At 36.6% G+C, this 19,498-nt stretch carries 17 protein-coding genes; 15 read left to right on the top strand and 2 right to left on the bottom strand.

The annotated features are described in order from the left end of the window. The first annotated feature begins 50 nt into the window (after positions 1–50). From GV828_RS01285 to GV828_RS01260, 6 genes are all read left to right on the top strand, one after another. Positions 51–488 carry a lipocalin family protein gene (locus GV828_RS01285; RefSeq protein ID WP_166535654.1) on the top strand — a complete coding sequence of 146 codons (438 nt, stop codon included), beginning with the start codon at positions 51–53 and terminating at the stop codon, positions 486–488. Between the two features lie 129 nt (positions 489–617). Next, positions 618–1,700, top strand: a complete 1,083-nt coding sequence (locus GV828_RS01280) for a bifunctional 3-deoxy-7-phosphoheptulonate synthase/chorismate mutase type II (protein WP_166535653.1) — start codon at positions 618–620, stop codon at positions 1,698–1,700. A gap of 131 nt (positions 1,701–1,831) precedes the next feature. After that, positions 1,832–4,987 carry a VIT domain-containing protein gene (locus GV828_RS01275; protein WP_166535652.1) on the top strand — a complete coding sequence of 1,052 codons (3,156 nt, stop codon included), beginning with the start codon at positions 1,832–1,834 and terminating at the stop codon, positions 4,985–4,987. Positions 4,988–5,089: 102 nt separating this feature from the next. Then, positions 5,090–6,055, top strand: coding sequence for a ribosome small subunit-dependent GTPase A (gene rsgA, locus GV828_RS01270; RefSeq protein ID WP_166535651.1), 966 nt, complete (start codon positions 5,090–5,092; stop codon positions 6,053–6,055). Beyond that, the gene (dtd, locus tag GV828_RS01265; RefSeq protein WP_166535650.1) at positions 6,056–6,508 is read left to right on the top strand and encodes a D-aminoacyl-tRNA deacylase; all 453 of its coding nucleotides are present in this window, start codon (positions 6,056–6,058) and stop codon (positions 6,506–6,508) included. It begins immediately after the preceding gene. Between the two features lie 3 nt (positions 6,509–6,511). After that, complete coding sequence (locus GV828_RS01260) at positions 6,512–7,378, top strand: DMT family transporter (RefSeq protein ID WP_166535649.1); 867 nt, start codon at positions 6,512–6,514, stop codon at positions 7,376–7,378. Between the two features lie 275 nt (positions 7,379–7,653). On the opposite strand, the gene GV828_RS01255 is transcribed toward GV828_RS01260, so the two are convergent. Together GV828_RS01255 and GV828_RS01250 are read right to left on the bottom strand one after the other, a co-directional pair. Beyond that, positions 7,654–9,693 carry a M16 family metallopeptidase gene (locus GV828_RS01255; protein WP_166535648.1) on the bottom strand — a complete coding sequence of 680 codons (2,040 nt, stop codon included), beginning with the start codon at positions 9,691–9,693 and terminating at the stop codon, positions 7,654–7,656. A 9-nt stretch (positions 9,694–9,702) separates the two neighbouring features. Beyond that, positions 9,703–11,031: a M16 family metallopeptidase gene (locus GV828_RS01250; RefSeq protein WP_166535647.1), complete on the bottom strand. Its 1,329-nt coding sequence runs from the start codon at positions 11,029–11,031 to the stop codon at positions 9,703–9,705. Between the two features lie 201 nt (positions 11,032–11,232). Here GV828_RS01250 and GV828_RS01245 point away from each other — a divergent pair, with 201 nt between their 5' ends. The 9 genes from GV828_RS01245 to GV828_RS01205 all read left to right on the top strand — a co-directional run bounded on the left by GV828_RS01245 (position 11,233) and on the right by GV828_RS01205 (position 19,448). Next, complete coding sequence (locus GV828_RS01245) at positions 11,233–11,724, top strand: DUF4199 domain-containing protein (protein ID WP_166535646.1); 492 nt, start codon at positions 11,233–11,235, stop codon at positions 11,722–11,724. A gap of 379 nt (positions 11,725–12,103) precedes the next feature. Beyond that, positions 12,104–13,552, top strand: a complete 1,449-nt coding sequence (gene miaB / locus GV828_RS01240) for a tRNA (N6-isopentenyl adenosine(37)-C2)-methylthiotransferase MiaB (RefSeq protein ID WP_166535645.1) — start codon at positions 12,104–12,106, stop codon at positions 13,550–13,552. Between the two features lie 68 nt (positions 13,553–13,620). Further along, on the top strand, positions 13,621–14,886 hold the full coding sequence (locus tag GV828_RS01235) for a sigma-54 interaction domain-containing protein (RefSeq protein WP_166535644.1): 1,266 nt from the start codon (positions 13,621–13,623) through the stop codon (positions 14,884–14,886). Positions 14,887–14,889: 3 nt separating this feature from the next. Then, a complete protein-coding gene (locus GV828_RS01230) occupies positions 14,890–15,396 on the top strand; it encodes an LptE family protein (protein WP_166535643.1) in 507 nt (168 codons plus the stop codon). A gap of 199 nt (positions 15,397–15,595) precedes the next feature. Beyond that, the gene (locus GV828_RS01225) at positions 15,596–16,570 is read left to right on the top strand and encodes a tetratricopeptide repeat protein (RefSeq protein ID WP_166535642.1); all 975 of its coding nucleotides are present in this window, start codon (positions 15,596–15,598) and stop codon (positions 16,568–16,570) included. A 3-nt stretch (positions 16,571–16,573) separates the two neighbouring features. Beyond that, positions 16,574–16,948 (top strand): preprotein translocase subunit SecG, encoded by a 375-nt coding sequence (gene secG / locus GV828_RS01220; protein ID WP_166535641.1) that lies wholly within the window; start codon positions 16,574–16,576, stop codon positions 16,946–16,948. Between the two features lie 137 nt (positions 16,949–17,085). After that, the gene (locus tag GV828_RS01215) at positions 17,086–17,361 is read left to right on the top strand and encodes a co-chaperone GroES (RefSeq protein WP_166535640.1); all 276 of its coding nucleotides are present in this window, start codon (positions 17,086–17,088) and stop codon (positions 17,359–17,361) included. Between the two features lie 82 nt (positions 17,362–17,443). Next, positions 17,444–19,075, top strand: a complete 1,632-nt coding sequence (groL, locus tag GV828_RS01210) for a chaperonin GroEL (RefSeq protein ID WP_166535639.1) — start codon at positions 17,444–17,446, stop codon at positions 19,073–19,075. Positions 19,076–19,166: 91 nt separating this feature from the next. Next, the gene (locus GV828_RS01205) at positions 19,167–19,448 is read left to right on the top strand and encodes a hypothetical protein (protein WP_166535638.1); all 282 of its coding nucleotides are present in this window, start codon (positions 19,167–19,169) and stop codon (positions 19,446–19,448) included. Positions 19,449–19,498: the final 50 nt, after the last annotated feature.

The following is a 19,498-nucleotide window of genomic DNA, read 5'->3' as shown; positions in this document are numbered from 1 at the left end:
TAGGTTGGCTCAATTAAAATTCTATTTTTGTAAAACAAAAAAAACCAAATATGAGAAAATTTTTATTTTTATTAGCCCTTACAGCTTTTTCTTGTTCTTCAGATGATAACAATTCGTCTAATGAGAACGGAGAATTAGACCGAACCAGAGAAAATATTGTGGGAAATTGGATTATCAAAGGAGGAACAATTAATGGAGGAGCTTTCCAAAATTATGAGAATGAATGTGCCACAAAAGCTGATTATCAACAAATTTTAATAAACGGAAATTTGAATTTCGTTGGTCATGACGAAACCTGCGAAGTGAGAGAATTTGAAACCACAACTTGGTCGATTTCGGGAAACAATTTCATCGTTGACAACGAAGCGCCATTTAACGATAGTGTTTACGAGATTGACAGATTAACTTCTGACGAAATGATTTTGAGTATCACTTATAATGACGGCGGAACATTGTTCTCAAATGTCCTACATTATGAAAAACAATAATTTTTTTAAACATTGAAACAAAGTCCTGATTATTTCAGGATTTTTTTTTGGAGTAATTTTTGCATAATAATTTAGGTGAAAACAATTAAAAGAAAGATGTAATCTTTAACTTTGTTTAAAATAAAAAAAATGCAAAACTCCACTCAATTCCGCACTTGGCTTGACAATTTTAACCTCTCACATCCTTTGGTTATTGCAGGACCTTGCAGTGCCGAAACCGAAGAACAAGTGCTGAAAATTGCACATGAATTAAAAGATACTGATGTTTCCATTTTTCGAGCCGGAATCTGGAAGCCGAGAACACGTCCCGGAGGTTTTGAAGGCGTTGGTGCCATTGGTTTAAAATGGCTGCAAAAAGCCAAAGCCGAAACCGGACTTTTATTGGCGACAGAAGTAGCAACTGCAGCCCACGTTAAGTTAGCATTGGAACACGATATTGACGTTTTGTGGATTGGCGCCAGAACAACTGTAAATCCTTTTGCGGTTCAGGAAATTGCGGATGCGTTAAAAAATACAACCAAAATTGTACTGGTAAAAAATCCTGTGAATCCGGATTTGGCGCTTTGGCTTGGTGGTGTCGAAAGGCTTTACAATGCTGGAATTAAAAATTTAGGCGTGATCCATCGTGGATTTTCCACTTACGAAAAAACCAAATACCGCAACATTCCGGAGTGGCAATTGGCGATTGAACTGCAAAATAAATTTCCCGATTTGCCGCTTATTTGCGATCCTTCGCATATTACAGGCAAACGCGACATGATTCAAAAAGTGTCCCAACAAGCCTTAGACCTTAATTATGACGGTTTGATGATCGAAACCCATTGTGATCCTGATAATGCTTGGAGTGATGCGGCTCAACAAGTAACGCCAACTCAGTTGAAGGAAATTTGCAAAAATTTAATTGTTAGAAAAAAAACCGAAGACGGCGAAGAGTTTAATGAAAAACTCAACCGTTTACGTGTGGATATTGATGAATACGACACCAAAATTTTGGAGCTCTTGGGGAAAAGAATGAAAGTTTCCGAATCAATTGGCAGTTTGAAACGTGAAGAAAATGTGGCGCTTTTGCAAAATCATCGCTGGACAGAAATTCTTGAAAAGATGAAAACTTCCGGAGCCGATTTAGGTTTAAGCGAAGAGTTTATCCACCAATTATTTAAGGCAATTCACCAAGAAAGCATTAGTCATCAAGAAAGAATTTTAAATCAATAATAAAAAATAATAAAAAAAGTCTTGATATTTAACGTGTTAAGGTTTTTTTATGCAATACTATTTTTCTTTTTCCAACCTTTCGCAATTTTTTATGCTCTTTAAAAAATAAGCAACCTTTAAAATTTTGCGTCATGAAATCAAACAACTTCCAAGCTGGAAATTTCAATTTTTTTAAAAAAATTATAAATGCTATTTTCACAATTCTAATTTTTGGAAACACTTTTGCCCAAAGTCCGGAACTTTCTGTAAAAGGTGAAAATGCCGAAAAAGTGCGTTTAACCGAATTATCGCTCAACGTGAAAATCGTGGGCAATATCGCTTACACCACCGCCGAAATGCATTTTTTTAACGCCTCCAACCGACAAATGGAAGCAGAATTAATTTTTCCGTTGCCGGAAAATGTATCGGTTTCACGTTATGCCATTGACATCAACGGCAAAATGCGCGATGCCGTTCCGGTGAATAAAAGCAAGGGTAAACAAGTGTTTGAAGCCATAGAACATCGTAGAGTAGATCCGGGTTTGCTTGAAAAAGTGGACGGAAATAATTTTAAAACACGCATTTATCCACTAATGCCAAACAATAAAAGAATTGTGTTAATTGGCTATGAACAAGAGTTGAACAAGCTTGATCCAAACAATTTGGGCTACCAATTTTTAAGTCGTTATCCTAAAAAACTTGATAAATTTAATTTGAAAATTACCGTGGTTGGTGCCGCAAAAAAACCTTCAACTACAGAAATTTCGGGGAGTGACATTGTTTTTACAGAATGGAATCAAAATTTTGAGGCGAATATTGCCAAAACAAATTATCAACCCGATGAAAATCTCACGATTCAAATTCCAACAAGCCAAGACATTTCTTCGGTATTTATGGAAAATGTGGGAGGTCAGCATTATTTTTATGGTAACACTTTTGTGGAAGCAAAAAAGATAATCCGTTCTCAACCTAAGTCAATTGGCTTAATATGGGACAATTCGCTTAGCGCAAAAAATAAAAATTACGCCAAAGAAATTGCGTTTTTGAATTCTTATTTTCAGGAGGTAAAAAACTCAAAAGTAACCTTGTATTTCTTGAATTATCAGTTTAAAAAACAAAAAGAATTTAATGTGGTAAACGGGAATTGGAACGAATTGCAAACGGCTTTGCAAACCGCAAAATACGATGGTGGCACAAGATTTTCTGAAGTAAAATGGGGCAATGAAGAAGAATATTTTTTCTTCACGGATGGACTTTCTTCCTTGAGTGAAAACATTTTGCCAAAAACCAAAAAAATAATTCACACCATCACGTCGTCGGCTTCAGCAGATTTTGCAATGCTTAATTTTACAGCACAAAATTCTGGTGGAAATTTTTTGAATTTGAATCAAATTTCTACCGATGAAGCCATTACAAAAATGAAATTTTCGAGTCTGAAATTTTTGGGCATCAAAGAAAATATTTCGGTGATGGAAATTTTTCCTTCTAAAGGAACTCCGGTTTCGGGGAATTTTAGTTTTGCCGGAATTTCGCTTTCAGGTTTAACTGAAATCACGCTGCAATTTGGAACAGATGGAAACGTTCAGCAAGAAAAAAAAATCACGCTGGATTTGGCTTCACAAAGAACAGATATGATTAGCGTTGAAAAACTTTGGGCACAGAAAAAAATTGCCGATTTAGAAATTTTGTACCAAAAAAATGCAGAAGAAATTGAAATGTTGGGCAAAAAATTTGGTATCGTAACCCGAAATACTTCATTGATTGTGTTGGAAGATATTCGAGATTACATTGCTTATGACATTTTGCCTCCAGCAGAATTAAGACCGGAATTTGACCGAATCAAAAAACAACAGCAAGATAATTTTTTGGCTACAAAAAGAAGCAATTGGGAAAATATAGAAAGTTATTTCAACGGATTGCAAACCTGGTGGAAAGCCGATAAAAAATACATTGCTCAGAAAAAAGTTAAGTTGCCTAAAAAGACGCACGCGCCAACTGTAGCCCATGTTGTTCATGACGAAAAGGAAATGGAAAAGAGCGAAACTGTTATAGAGGAAGTTGTGGTTGCTGGATATCAGTCAAATATAAGGAGGAATGTTGTAAATGCTACGCAATCATTACAAGCTGAGGTGATGGATAAATCTGTACAAAATGATGTGATTAACGCTTTGGAAGGAAAAGTTTCGGGTGTTCAAGTTCAGGATGACGTGATTGCGATTCGGGGAAATTCGAGTATCTCGGCAGAAATAAAACCATTGATTATCGTTAACGGAGAAATTTTTAATGGAACAGTTTCCGATATTGATTCAGATGAGGTGATTTCGGCAAATATTTTGAAAGGAGACGTGGCAACTGCAATTTATGGTAATCGTGCTGCAAATGGTGCCATTGTGATTGCTACCAAAAATAAAAATGAAAAATCTTGGAATCCGGATCGTTTGTATTTAAAAGTTTTGGCTTCCGCCGAAAAAGAAAAACAGTACGACATTTATTTGGAACTGAAAAAAGACCAGGAACGCAACCCAAGTTTTTATTTTGATGTGGCGCATTTTTTCCACAATCAAGGCAATACTGAGCAAGCGTTGCAGGTTTTGAGCAATATTGCCGATTTAGGGTTAGAAAATCATCAACTTTATAAAACTTTAAGCTACACTTTTCGCCAATGGAAAAGTTATGACGATGCGATTTTTACCGCTTCTAAAATTGCACAATGGCGTGAACACGAACCGCAAAGTCTTCGGGATTATGCTTTGGCACTAGAAGATGGTGGAAAAAATCAAGAAGCTTTTGATCAATTGGTAAAAGCTTTGGAGGTGAATTATTATGGAGAAATGACAGGTCAATATGCTGGTGTTGAAGATATCATTTTGATGGATTTAAACCGAATTGCCCAAAACACCAATGTGAAAACAGGTAAGCTCGACAAAAAATATTTGAGCAAAATGCCAGTGGACATACGGGTGGTGATGAACTGGAATTTGATGGATGTGGATCTTGATTTGCACGTAATTGAACCTACCGGAGAAGAATGTTATTACGGTAATAACGAAACGGAAATTGGTGCTCGTTTTTCTAAAGATTTTACACAAGGTTATGGTCCAGAACAATATTTGCTTCGCAATGCCACCAAAGGGAAATACGTGTTGAAAACGAATTATTTTGGCGAAAGCCAATTAACCGAAAACGGTCCTGCAACCGTGATGATTGAAATTTATACCAACAAAGCCGGTAAAATCTCAAAAGAAATTAAAACCATTCAGCTTTCTAACGTAAGAGAAAACGAAGTTTTGGCAGAGATTTTAATCTAAAATATTTTTTTGATAAGTCTTAAATTTTAATGGGTTTACAACAAATTTCGGCTTGAAAAGCGTAATTTTGCCCTTTAACTTTTAAGACTTATTTTTTTGTGAATGACGGGAACTGTCTATAAATCTACCGGAAGCTGGTACGTGGTGAAAACTCACGAAGGCGATTTTTTTGAGTGCCGAATCAAGGGAAAATTCCGAATGCATGGCCTCAAAAGTACCAATCCAATTGCCGTTGGCGACCTTGTAGATTTTGACTTAGACGAATCTGCCGACAAAACCGTTGGAATTATCCACCACATTCACGACCGTAAAAATTATATTGTTAGAAAATCTGTAAACCTCTCGAAACAAGTTCACATCATTGCTTCTAATATTGATCAGGTTTTTTTGCTCATTACCATTAACAATCCGCCAACAACCACAAGTTTTATTGACCGTTTTTTGGTAACTGCTGAGGCTTATGGTATTGAAGCCGTTTTGGTTTTTAACAAAATTGACACTTACGACGAAGCTACAGAAGATGAACAATTATTTTTACAATACATTTATTCGAAAATTGGGTATGAATGTCTGAGAATTTCGAGTGTGGTAAATAAAGGAATTGAGCAACTGAAAGAAATGATGGGGGGAAAAGTATCGATGTTTTCCGGACATTCAGGCGTGGGAAAATCTACTTTAGCCAATGCTCTTGAACCAACTTTGGATTTAAAAACAACCATAATTTCTGAGCAAAGCAAACAAGGACAACACACGACCACTTTTGCAGAAATGTACGATTTACCTTTCAATGCTAAAATTATCGACACGCCAGGAATCAAGGGTTTTGGGATTGTGGATATGGAAAAAGACGAAGTGGGTGATTATTTTCCGGAATTTTTTGCGTTGAAAGACCAATGTAAATTCAATAATTGTTTGCACAAAGAGGAACCGAATTGTGCTGTGAAAGAAGCCTTGGATACTAACGAAATTGCTTGGTCGCGTTACCGAAGTTATTTGCAAATTTTAGAAGGCGAAGACGAGCATTACCGAACGGATGATTACAGTGATAAAGGCGAAAATTTACAATAAATGCGGGCAATTATTCAAAGAGTTTCGGAAGCTTCGGTAACAGTTGACGGTGAAAAAATCAGCGAAATTGGCTATGGTTTGCTGGTGTTGGTTGGGTTTGAAGACCATGATGATCAGGATGATATTTCGTGGCTTTCGCCAAAAATTTGCAACCTCAGAATATTTGGTGATGAAAATGGCGTGATGAATCTTTCCGCTAAAGATATTGATGGCGAAATAATTGTAGTAAGTCAATTTACGCTTCATGCAGCAACCAAAAAAGGAAACCGACCTTCTTACATTAAAGCAGCGAAACCGGAAGTAGCCATCCCGCTTTACGAGAAATTTTTAAAGCAATTGGAATTTGATTTTGGCAAAAAAATCCAGACCGGGAAATTTGGTGCTGATATGAAAGTTTCGCTTTTAAACGATGGCCCAGTTACTATTTTTATTGATACCAAAAACCGCGAATAGCATATGAAATCGCTGCAAAACAAATGGTTTTTCTTAGTGGTTCTTTCGCTGATTTGGGGAAGTTCTTTTATTTTAATCAAGAAAGGTTTAGTAGGTTTAAACCCTTTTCAACTGGGGTCTTTACGAATGATTTTTGCGGCTACTTTTTTGCTGGTGATTGGTTTTAAAAGTTTGGCAAAAATTAAACATTTTCAATGGAAGTATATTGCGATCACGGCTTTTACGGGTACATTTTTTCCGGCTTTTTTATTTTCGATGGCGCAAACGGAAATTGATAGTTCGATTAGTGCGATTTTAAATTCATTAACGCCTTTAGGTACTCTAGTTTTAGGTGTGACGATATTTGGATTAGGATTTCAAAGAAGACAATTGTTTGGCGTGATCTTAGGTTTGGCAGGAAGTTGTTTACTTATATTTAGTGGTGCAATTAACCATCCGGGACAAAATTATTGGTTTGCGCTTTTGGCAGTTGCGGGAGCAGTGTGTTATTCTATAAATGTAAATTTGATTAAAAAATATTTATCGGATTTGAATCCTGTGAGTATTACCGTTGGGAATTTTTCGGTACTACTCATTCCAGCCTTGGTCATTTTATTTTGCACCGATTTTATGCCAGTTGTTCATCAGGAAAGCGTACAGCAAGCGATGATTTATGTGGGCATTTTAGCAATTATGGGTACTTGTATTGCTAATGTAATTTATTTTAAATTAATTCAAATTTCTTCGCCTATTTTTGCTTCATCTGTTACTTATTTATTGCCTTTGATTGCTTGTTTCTGGGGATTTGCTGATGGTGAAATATTATCTGTTTGGCAAGGTTTAGGCGGTTTGATTGTATTGGTTGGGGTTTACCTTTCGGCGAAGAAATGATTTGGATATAGGAATTTATATTTATGTTTTAAGATTTAAGAATTGAGATCGTTTTTATTGGATTTTACTTTTTACCTTAGATTTTCAACTCTTAATTCTTCAACTTCCAAACCCTATAAAAAAAATTCCTTTTGTGTTTAATTAGCCCCGTCCCGAAGTTTCGGGAGAAGCAGGAATATGGTTTAAAAAAAATGTCTAGTCCCAGAGCTTCAAACAAAAAATGGCACAAAAAAAACCGCCATTGCTGACGGTTTTCATTTCAATTTATTTATTTCTTAGTTGAAATCTGCGTCGGTTACACCTTCGTTGATTTTAACTTCTGAAATTTCAATTGGAATTTCGATTCCGATGTTTAGTGATGATTTGTGTGGAATTTTGATTCCTTTTACGTCACGGTAATCTGAGAATGGCGTTAAGAGTGTCATTTTTTGTCCTGGAGCCATTTCAACTTCTTGGCTTTCGGCAACTTTTAGACCTGTTTTTACATCGTAAAACATTTTGGTTTCGCCGTCTGTTATTACGTAAGCGTCGCTACCTTCGATAGATTCGATTCCGGTAACTGCGATGCCTGATTTTGTTGCTAAAGTCAATTCTGGGAAAGCGTTTGCATAGAATTTCATGTCCGCATTTTCTTGAGCATCCAAAGGCATTTTTTGTGGTCCTTGAGCTTGGTAACCTTCTTTTCCGTTGAAAACTTTTTTCATGGATTGTCCCATTACTGAAAGTCCTTCGCTAGATTTTCCGGTGTTTGTGGCTTTTTTATGGTAGTCGATTGTCATGCCTTGTGCGGAACCGGTTCCTTTGATTGCGATACTTTTTATAGCTTTAACCGCTGTTTCGCCACCAATTGCTTTGATGTAATTATCGAAAACTGTTTTTGCGGTAACACCTGCCGGAACTTCTTTTTTGGCAACTGGTTTGTCGATTGGGTTACCAAATTTATCGAAATACATGATAGGCATTCCTAGTTTTTCTAAACCTGGTAATACATCGGCTGCTTTTCCTGTAATGAAAACACGCATATTATCGGCCAAGAAATATTTGTTAGCCACACGTTGAATGTCTTCTGCAGTAACAGCGTTGATGTTTTTTATGTAGTTTTCGTAGAAATCTGCTGGAAGGTTTTGCGTTTGCGTCAACAATGCATAGCGAGCGATAGTTCCTGGTTTTTGGATTTGCATTACGAAGTTTCCTACGTATCCTGCTTTAACGTTTTTCAACATTTCATCCGATACTTTTTCGGTACGGATTCTTTTGATTTCTTTGAAAAATTCTACAACAGCGCTATCAGTTACAGTGTTTCGAACTTGTGTTGAAGCTTTCCATTTTCCAACATATTTGTTTCCATAAATGCTTGATCGTGCTCCGTAAGTCCATCCGTGTGCTTCACGAAGGTTCATGTTTAGATAACTGTTGAAATCTCCACCTATTACTTGGTTGGCCAAAAGCACTGCAAAATAATCTTTGTCAGTCATTTTTAGGTTGGAAACGTTTACTAAAGCAATTTCTGATTGAACAGCGTTTGGCATGTCCACGAAATTAATTTGCGTGTATTGAACGTCTTTTGGATCGTTGTATTTAATGTTTGGAGCGGTTGCTTTTCTCCATGAACCAAAATATTTTTGGATAGATTTTTTAACGTCTTTGGTTTTTACGTCACCAATTACCACTAAGTAAGCATTTGCCGGGACAAAATACGTAGTATAGTTTAGGATTGCATCGTTTAAGGTTACGTTGTTGATGGTTTCTTCTGTTAAATATTCTCCAGAAGGGTGTGTTTTTCCGTAAAATAATACATCTTCCACACGACCTGCAACAGCCTGAACGCTTTTTTCTTGTGTTTTTAATCCTTCAATTAATTTGGCTTTTTCCTTGTCAAATTCTTCTTGAGTAAACACAGAATTTAAAGCACCATCTGCCATTAATTCCAATATTCTGTCAGAATATTTGCTTAATCCGCTGGCATATGCACCATTAGCACTGAAACCAATGTTTGCTCCAAGGAAATCGATTTCTTCATTAAACTTATCTTTGGGCATTTTTTTGGTTCCACTACCAATCAAAGCACTGGTAATATCCGAAACACCTTTTTTATTTCCTTCTGCATAAGGAGCGTTATCTAACGTTAAGTTGTAAGAAACGCGTGGTAATTTATTGTTTTCAACAACCAATACTTTTAAACCATTTTTAAGTTCAAAAGTAGTTGGTTTTCCAATATTAATTACAGGAGCTGGTCCTGGTTTTGGTTGAGGTCTGTCTTGTGCTTGCATAACCATTGTAAGAAACAAGCTTGATAGAATAAATATTTTTTTCATGATAGAATCTTAGTTTTGTGCTTTGTCTTTTGCCGGAACATAATCCAGAATCAATCGCTGGTTAGGCATCAAATATTTTTTGGCAACGTCTCTGATTTCTTCACGAGTAATCGAACGGTAGATGTCGATTTCGTTATTAATAAGGTTAACATCACCATACAATAAGTAGTATGTAGCAAGATTTTCGGCAATACCTTCCACGCTTGTGTTGCTGTTTACGTATTGGTTTTCAAATTTGTTTTGCAATTTTTGGAAATCTCTTTCAGAAATTAATTCCGTTTGAAGTTTTAAAATTTCTTCGTCGATTTCTTTAGTTAGATCTTTGGTAGTATTTGGTGCCATCGGTAATCCGTACACAAAATATACACCGTAATCTTCTTGGCTGTAATTGAAAGCACCAATTTCTAATGCCATCTTTTTATCATCTACGATTTTTTTGTAAAGGCGAGAACTTTTTCCATCACTTAAAATAGATGAAATCATGTCTAAAACTTTTGCGTCACGGGTTTTCATCGAAGGCGTTCTGTAAGCCGTTACCAACATTGGTAATTGAATGTTTGGATCTTCGTGAGTAGCATAAATTGTTTGGGTAATTGGATCTTCAACAAATTTTTGCTTCGTCAAATCCGTTGTTCCTTTAGGAATTGGCCCAAAATATTGGTTCACCCATTTCATTGTTTGAGCATAATCAATATCTCCTGCAACTACCAAAACAGCGTTATTTGGCACGTAGAATTTTTTATTGAATGCCTGGAATTCTTCAAGCGTTGCCGCGTCTAAATGTTCCATTGAGCCAATTGGAGCCCAACGGTAAGGGTGTTTTTTAAAAATATTTTCCTTTACTGCCGAAAATAAATTTCCGTAAGGTTGGTTGTCCACACGAAGTCTTTTTTCTTCTTTAACAACCTCATTTTGAGTATCTACCCCAATTTGGTTGATTACGGGATGCATTAATCTTTCTGATTCCATCCACAAACCAAGTTCCGTATTATTAGAAGGAAAAACTTCAAAATAGTAAGTTCTGTCATCAGAAGTATTGGCATTGTTAGTACCACCATTTCCTGAAACAATTTTAAACCATTCTCCTCTTTGAATGTTTTTAGTACCTTCAAATAACAGGTGTTCAAAAAAGTGAGCAAATCCGGTACGTTCCGGGTTTTCGTCTTTTGCTCCAACGTGGTACATTACCGAAGTAATTACAACTGGAGCTGATTTGTCTTGATGTAAAATAACATGCAAGCCATTGTCAAGTGTGTATTCTTCAAAAGAAACCTTTTGAGCAGAAGCCACGTTGCCAATCAATAAGGCAGAACTTAACGCCATTATAGTTTTTCTCATAACCGTTAATAATTTGTTACTGTTTTAAACATTAGTATGTTTAATTAAATTTTTGTTACGGCAAAATTAAAAAATATTTTAGTTTTTTTTCAGAAATTAATCGGAAGAGTGTTTTGAAGAATATTATTTTTTGAAAAATAATTATTTTTTTAGATAATTTTGCAATAGATAAAAAAGTCAATTATTAAAATTTTATATAAAATGAAAAAATACGCAATTGAGATTAAATGGTCAATGATTTTTATGGGAGTGAGTTTACTCTGGTTACTCATCGAAAGGTTGGTGGGATTGCACGACCAGTACATTCACCTGCATCCTTATCTTACCATGCTGTTTATCATACCGGCAATTTGGATGTACGTTTTGGCATTAAAAGACAAAAAAAATTATTGTTACGGGGGTCAAATGACTTTTGTGCAGGGGTTTTTAACTGGGATGATTATTACTTTAATCTTAACTGCAGTTTCTCCTTTAACGCAGTATGTTGTTAGTGAGTATCTTACTCCAAATTTTTTCGATAATGCAATAACTTACTCTCTAAAAACAGGTTATCACAAAACCGAAGCAGAGGCAAAAGCTTATTTTAGCTACGAAAATTATGCGTTACAATCCACTATCTCCGCATTTATTTGGGGATTACTAACTTCTCTTGTGGTGGCATTTTTTGTAAAAACAAAGAAAAATTTAATCTAATGAATCCAATTACTTTTTCAAGAAAAATAAGAGCAAGTGCCGAAGAAATTTAATGATTGATTTTAGATTCTTGGAAAATTCAAACTTAGTACTTTATAATTATAAGATAAGATACATTTTATTTCTGCAAAATGAAATTAGTGATGAATTTTTACATGGTTGCAAAATATTAAAAATCGCACCCTCAAACACTTTCGGTTATTGAGTGCGATTTTCTGCATTTAGGTGGTAAAACCATGATTGATGAGTAGCGAAAAACATGTGTAATTCAAAATTATAAATTTACCACTTTTCCTCTGACAACTTGTCATATTTTTTCGGAATACTTTGTATATTTGCAAACCAGAATTTTTGTAATTCGGGAATTGAAAAAGCATTTATGGAAAAGATTATTGAAGAAAGCAAACAAGGCGAAAGTTTAGTATTAGAACCAAAAACACACAATACAAAGAAGTTATTCATTGAAAGTTACGGCTGCTCAATGAATTTTTCCGATAGCGAAATCGTGGCTTCTATTTTATTGGAAAACGGTTTCAATACTACGCAAAATCTCGAAGAAGCTGATTTAGTGTTGGTTAATACTTGTTCTATTCGTGACAAAGCCGAACAAACTGTTCGCAAGCGTCTCGAAAAATACAACGCGGTAAAACGCTCTCTAAATCCCGGAATGAAAGTAGGGGTTTTAGGTTGTATGGCAGAACGACTCAAAAGCCAGTTTCTCGAACAAGAAAAAATTGTGGATCTTGTTGTAGGTCCAGATGCTTACAAGGATTTGCCTAACTTATTAAAAGAAGTTGATGAAGGTAGAGATGCCATCAACGTTGTACTTTCTAAAGACGAAACCTATGGTGATGTGGCGCCAATTCGTTTAAATAGCAATGGTGTTACCGCTTTAGTTTCTATCACCAGAGGATGTGATAATATGTGTACTTTTTGCGTAGTTCCGTTTACTCGAGGAAGAGAAAGAAGTCGCGAACCGCAAAGTATTTTGGAAGAAATTTCAGATTTGTACCAAAAAGGATATAAAGAAGTTACGCTTTTAGGGCAAAATGTGGACAGTTACCTTTGGTATGGTGGTGGACTCAAAAAAGATTTTGTAAAAGCTACTGAAATGCAGAAAGCAACAGCCGTAGATTTTGCACAATTATTAGACATGGTTGCCAAAGCATTCCCAAAAATGCGATTCCGTTTTTCTACTTCAAATCCGCAAGACATGCACGAAGAAGTGTTACATGTAATTGCTAATAATAATAACGTTTGTAACTACATTCACTTGCCAGTTCAATCTGGAAGCACCAGAATATTGAAAGAAATGAATCGCCAACACACGCGTGAAGAATACATGGCGTTGATTGATAAAATCCGCAATATTATTCCGGATTGTTCTATTTCGCAAGATATGATTAGCGGTTTTCCAACCGAAACCGAACAAGATCACCAAGATACTTTAACGTTGATGGAATATGTAAAATACGACTTTGGTTATATGTTTTCTTATTCTGAACGTCCCGGAACTTTAGCAGCCCGAAAAATGGAAGATGATGTTCCGGAAGAAACAAAAAAACGCCGTTTACAGGAAATTGTAGATCTTCAGCAAAAATTAAGCGCCGAAAGAACCGCCAGATTTTTAAACCAAATGGTTGAAGTATTAATTGAAAAAGAATCCAAAAAATCACCCCATTTCTGGTCAGGAAGGAACTCGCAAAACACCACCGTTGTGTTCCCAAAAGGCAATTATAAACCAGGAGATTTCGTGAATGTAAAAATCACGCATTGCACCTCCGCCACTTTAATTGGTGAAGCCCAAGGTTTTTCGGAAATGAATTAAAAAGTTTAAAGTTCAAAGTTTAAAGTGATAGCGTTAACGTGGAACTTTAAACCTTAAACCAATTTTACATGGAATCAGTACAAGCAATAAAACAGCGTTTTGAAATCATCGGGAATGATCCTAAGCTCAATCGTGCCATTGAAAAAGCCATTCAAGTAGCTCCAACTGATATTTCTGTTTTAGTAGCAGGCGAAAGTGGCGTTGGTAAAGAAAGCATCCCAAAAATAATTCATTCGTTATCCCATCGAAAACACGGAAAATATATAGCCGTAAACTGTGGTGCCATTCCCGAAGGAACCATTGATTCAGAACTTTTTGGACACGAAAAAGGCGCATTCACAGGAGCTACTTCTACTCGTGAAGGTTATTTTGAAGTAGCCGACGGGGGTACCATTTTTTTAGACGAAGTAGGAGAACTGCCTTTAACAACACAAGTTCGCTTACTTCGTGTACTCGAAAACGGCGAATTTATAAAAGTAGGATCCTCACAAGTGCAAAAAACAAATGTTCGCATCGTAGCCGCCACAAACGTCAATATGTTCGATGCCATCGAAAAAGGAAAATTTCGGGAAGACCTTTATTATCGTTTAAGTACCGTGGACATTCAATTACCACCACTTCGTGATCGTAAAGACGATATTCATTTGTTGTTTAGAAAATTTGCCTCAGATTTTGCTCACAAATATAAAATGCCACCCATTAAGTTAAATGATAATGCGGTGCAATTTCTATTACAATTTCGCTGGAGCGGAAACATTCGACAATTGCGTAACGTTGCCGAACAAATTTCTGTCCTCGAAACCAACCGCGAAATCTCGGCTAATACCTTACAATCCTACCTTCCCGCAGAAGGTTCCAATCTTCCTGCCGTAGTTCGAGACAAAAAAAGCGAAAGTGATTTTAGCAACGAACGCGAAATTCTCTACAAAGTTTTGTTTGACATGAAAAGCGATCTTAACGATCTCAAAAAACTCACGCTCGAACTCATGCAAAACGGAAGCACAAAAGTGCAGGAAAACAACAAAGGTCTTATCCAAAAAATTTATGGGAACCAACCTTCGCCCGAAAAAAGCTACAATTATCAAGAAGAAACGCCCGTTTCCGTCATCGCTACGCCAAAACACCAAGTAGAAGAATTTGACGATGAAAACGACGAAAATTTCACCTTTGCTGAAACCATCGAAGAAGAAGAAGTTTTAAAATTAGAAGAAAAAGAAATCGAAATGATTAAAAAATCACTCGAAAAAAACAAAGGCAAACGCAAAGCGGCCGCCGACGAACTCGGAATTTCTGAGCGAACACTTTACAGAAAAATCAAACAATTCAACCTGTAAAAAATGAAAACAGCACAAAAGATAATCATCGTTTTTCTCATCGCATTGAGCGTGAACAGTTGTGGCGTGTATAATTTTACAGGAACCGGAAAAATCGATGCCGAAACCTTTCAGGTGAATTTTTTTCAAAATAATGCGGATCTTATTGAACCCGGAATTGACCGTCGATTCACGCTTCGCCTGCAAGATCTCATTCAAAACCAAACCAATCTTTCCCTCACAAACGAAGGCGGAGATTTAATTTATGAAGGCGAAATTGTCGATTATCGCATCGCACCAATGACCGCAACTGCCGATCAACGTGCCGCACAAAACCGCCTCACCATTCGCATCAACGTGCGTTTCATCAACACCAAAAAAGAGGAAGAAAATTTCGAAAAACCCTTCTCTTTTTTCTACGATTACCCTGGCGAACAGCAACTTGTAGGAGCCCTTCTCAATACCGCACTCGACGAAATTTACGAACGCATCACCCAAGATATTTTCAACCAATCGTTGGCAAAATGGTAAAATAAAAATAATTTTGAGGAGCCGGGAACCCGTCGTCGCTGCAAGCCTTCAGGAAAAAAAATATTTTTCCATCTCCCGTCAGGAGCTTCTCCCGAAGGTTCGGGAGTCGCTCTGCCGGTTCGGGAAAAATAATTTTTTTTCACCTCAGGGCTTTCCGCTCTGCCGGGGCTAAGCCATACAAAAACCTAAAAAATAAAAAGTGAACATAGCCGAATTTACAAACCTGTTGAGTCAACCCACCACCATCGGTGACAGGCAAACATTTTCCATGGAAAAACTCGTGGAAGAATTTCCCTATTTTCAAAGCGCAAGAGCCATTTATTTAAAAGGACTTTACAACCAAGACAGTTTTAAATACAACCAACAACTCAAGCTTACCGCCGCTCATACAACAGACAGAAGCGTACTTTTCGAATTCATCACTTCGGAAAATTTTATGGCCATCAACAAAGCCTTCCGCGACGAAAAAGAAGCCCGAATTCGGGAAATCATGGTCAATGATTTAGAAATAATCCTTCCGCCGAAAACCGAAGAAACCCATCCCGAAAGTTTTGTTCCTAAAAATACATTGGAACAATCCATTCTCACTTCCATCAAAGAAGCAACCCCAAAAGTAGAAGAAATCGTTCCGGAAAACCTAACTGAAGACCAATCGGTAACCCGAGACACTTTTGCCGTAAAAAATAACCCAGAAACCGAAACGGCTACAGCAGAAAATCCTCAAAAAACGGCAGAAGAAAAATTACAAATTGGCAAACCGTTAGAATTTTCTCGAACCGAAACACATTCTTTCCACGAATGGTTGCAACTCGCCAGTTTCAAACCTATTGAACGTGAAGAAAAACCGGAAGTTGCGGAAAATTCTGAAGAAAAAACAGAGGCTGATCCTGAAAAATTGCAACAAGCCGCGTTGATTGATAGATTCATTGAAACCAACCCGAAGATTGTTCCATCGAAAACAATTGCCGTAAATCCGCCGGTTTTAGAGCGTTCGTCAGCTGATAACTCTTATCTCATGACCGAAACTTTAGCGAAAGTTTACCTCGAACAAAAAAAATATTCTAAAGCAATTCAAGCTTATGAAATTTTAATTTTGAAATATCCGGAAAAAAGTCATTTCTTTGCAGACCGAATTTTGGATATTAAGACGTTACAACAAAATAACAATAGTTAAAAAATGAGTACTTTCACAATTTTCTTGGTGTTGATCACCATTGTTTGTTTTTTATTAGTTCTAGTAATTATGGTGCAAAACCCTAAAGGTGGCGGTTTGTCTTCCACTCTTGGAGGTGGTGGTCAAATTGGTGGCGTTCAAAAAACGTCAGACTTTTTGGATAAAAGTACTTGGACGTTGGCTACTGCACTAATTATTTTGATTTTACTTTCTGCCTTAAGTTTTACAGGAACTTTTGGAGATTCTGGTTCAAAATTAATTGATCCAAATGCTACTCCAGCGCAACAAGTTCCTGCGGCAACTCCAGCAGATGGAACTGCTACTCCAGCAACACCAGCAACGACAGCTCCAGCAGCACCAGCAGATACAGCTCAATAATAAAAAATTGATTTTACAAAAAATGCCAACACGTCAGATGTTGGCATTTTTTTTTGTACAAAATGTCACTTTTGTCAATTGGCATAATTTCTGACTAAACAGAAACCAAACATTAATATTAAAAATTTAAAATAATTATGGCTTTAAACATTAAACCATTATCAGATCGTGTTTTGGTTGAACCTGCCGCCGCGGAGACCAAAACTGCTTCAGGAATTTTTATTCCGGATACTGCAAAAGAAAAACCGCAAAAAGGAACCGTTGTAGCGGTTGGAAATGGTACCAAAGACCATGACATGACTGTAAAAGTAGGCGATTCGGTTTTGTATGGGAAATACGCTGGTACCGAACTGAAATTAGAAGGAAAAGATTATTTGATTATGCGTGAAGATGACATCCTTGCGATAATTTAAGCCTTCTTTTATCCCGGAAAGGGGAACAAAAATTTGAAAATTAATACTTTCAAAACTTAAAACTTAAAAATAAAATTAGAAAATGGCAAAAGAAATAAAATTTGATATTGAAGCACGTGACGGTTTAAAACGTGGTGTTGATGCATTGGCAAATGCAGTAAAAGTAACGTTAGGGCCAAAAGGACGTAACGTAATTATCGGAAAATCTTTCGGTGGACCAACGGTTACTAAAGATGGTGTTTCTGTGGCGAAAGAAATTGAGTTGCAAGATACACTCGAAAATATGGGAGCTCAAATGGTAAAAGAAGTAGCGTCAAAAACTAACGATTTAGCCGGAGATGGAACAACTACAGCAACTGTTTTGGCACAAGCCATCGTGAAAGAAGGCTTGAAAAACGTTGCCGCAGGAGCCAACCCAATGGATTTAAAAAGAGGAATCGATAAAGCGGTTGAAACAATTGTTGCAGATTTAGCAAAACAGGCTACCGAAGTTGGTTCTAATACTGATAAAATCAAGCAAGTAGCATCAATTTCTGCAAACAACGATGACGTGATTGGAGAGTTAATTGCTACTGCTTTTGGAAAAGTTGGAAAAGAAGGAGTAATTACTGTTGAAGAAGCAAAAGGAACTGATACTTACGTAGATGTTGTAGAAGGAATGCAGTTTGACCGTGGCTATCTTTCTCCTTATTTTGTGACTAATTCAGAAAAAATGGAAGCAGAATTAGAAAGCCCTTACATTTTATTGTATGACAAAAAAGTTTCTTCACTTAAAGAATTGCTTCCAATTTTAGAACCAGTAGCTCAATCAGGAAAACCATTATTAATTATTGCTGAAGATGTAGATGGAGAAGCACTTTCTACATTGGTGGTAAATAAATTGAGAGGTGCGTTAAAAATTGCTGCCGTAAAAGCACCAGGTTTTGGTGACAGAAGAAAAGCACTTTTGGAAGATATTGCTATTCTTACGGGAGGAACAGTAATTGCTGAAGAGCAAGGTTATACATTAGAAAATGCTACTCTTGAGATGCTTGGAACTGCGAAAAGAGTAAACATCAACAAAGATAATACAACAATCGTAAGCGGAGCTGGCGAAACTGAAATGATTCAAAACAGAGTGAATCAAATCAAAAGCCAAATGGAAACCACAACTTCTGAATATGATAAAGAAAAGCTGCAAGAGCGTTTGGCAAAATTAGCTGGAGGAGTTGCGGTATTATACGTTGGAGCTGCTTCGGAAGTAGAAATGAAAGAGAAAAAAGATAGAGTTGAAGATGCTTTGCATGCTACTCGCGCAGCTGTTGAAGAAGGAATTGTTGCTGGAGGAGGAGTTGCTTTGTTGAGAGCAAAAAATACTTTAAAAGACATTCAAGCAGACAATGCAGATGAAGCTACGGGAATTCAGATAGTAGCTCGTGCAGTTGAAGCGCCATTAAGAACCATTGTTGAAAACGCTGGTTTGGAAGGTTCTGTTGTGGTAGCAAAAGTTGCCGAAGGTTCGGGTGATTTTGGTTACAATGCTAAAACTGACGAATATGTGGATATGCTTAACTCTGGCATCATTGATCCTAAAAAAGTAACTCGTGTGGCTTTAGAAAATGCAGCCTCAGTTTCGGGAATGATATTGACTACCGAATGTGCATTGGTTGACATTAAAGAAGAAAATCCAGGTGGCGGAATGCCAATGGGTGGCGGAATGCCGGGAATGATGTAATATTATTTTGATATTTAAAAAAAAAGACGCAACTTACCCTGCGTCTTTTTTTATGTTTAAAAATTTCAAAAAAAATATGAGCCTCCCTAATATGAGAAAAATTTTATTTTTTACCGTTTCGGTATTTTTTTTAGCGTTTTATGATGGTAACGCACAAGAAGTCGATAATAAGAAACAGGCAATAGCGAAAGCCATTGAAGACTATTTTTTCCTGGAGCGGGAAAATATTCATGTTCAATTTAGTAAGGAAGTTTACTTAACAAATGAAAAAATTTGGTTTAAAGGTTACGTTTACCATCGAAAAAATAATCTTCCATTTTATAATACTACGAACGTTTATGCAGTCTTTATGACGAAAATGGAGGAAAAGTAGCGGAGCAACTTTTGTTTTCAAGCAACGGTAATTTTACAGGGAATTTTGAT

Source organism: Flavobacterium ichthyis (assembly GCF_009915155.1).
Taxonomy (GTDB): domain Bacteria; phylum Bacteroidota; class Bacteroidia; order Flavobacteriales; family Flavobacteriaceae; genus Flavobacterium; species Flavobacterium ichthyis.
The sequence above is the reverse complement of the archived record's forward strand: the minus strand, read 5'-3'. Positions and strand labels throughout refer to the sequence as shown.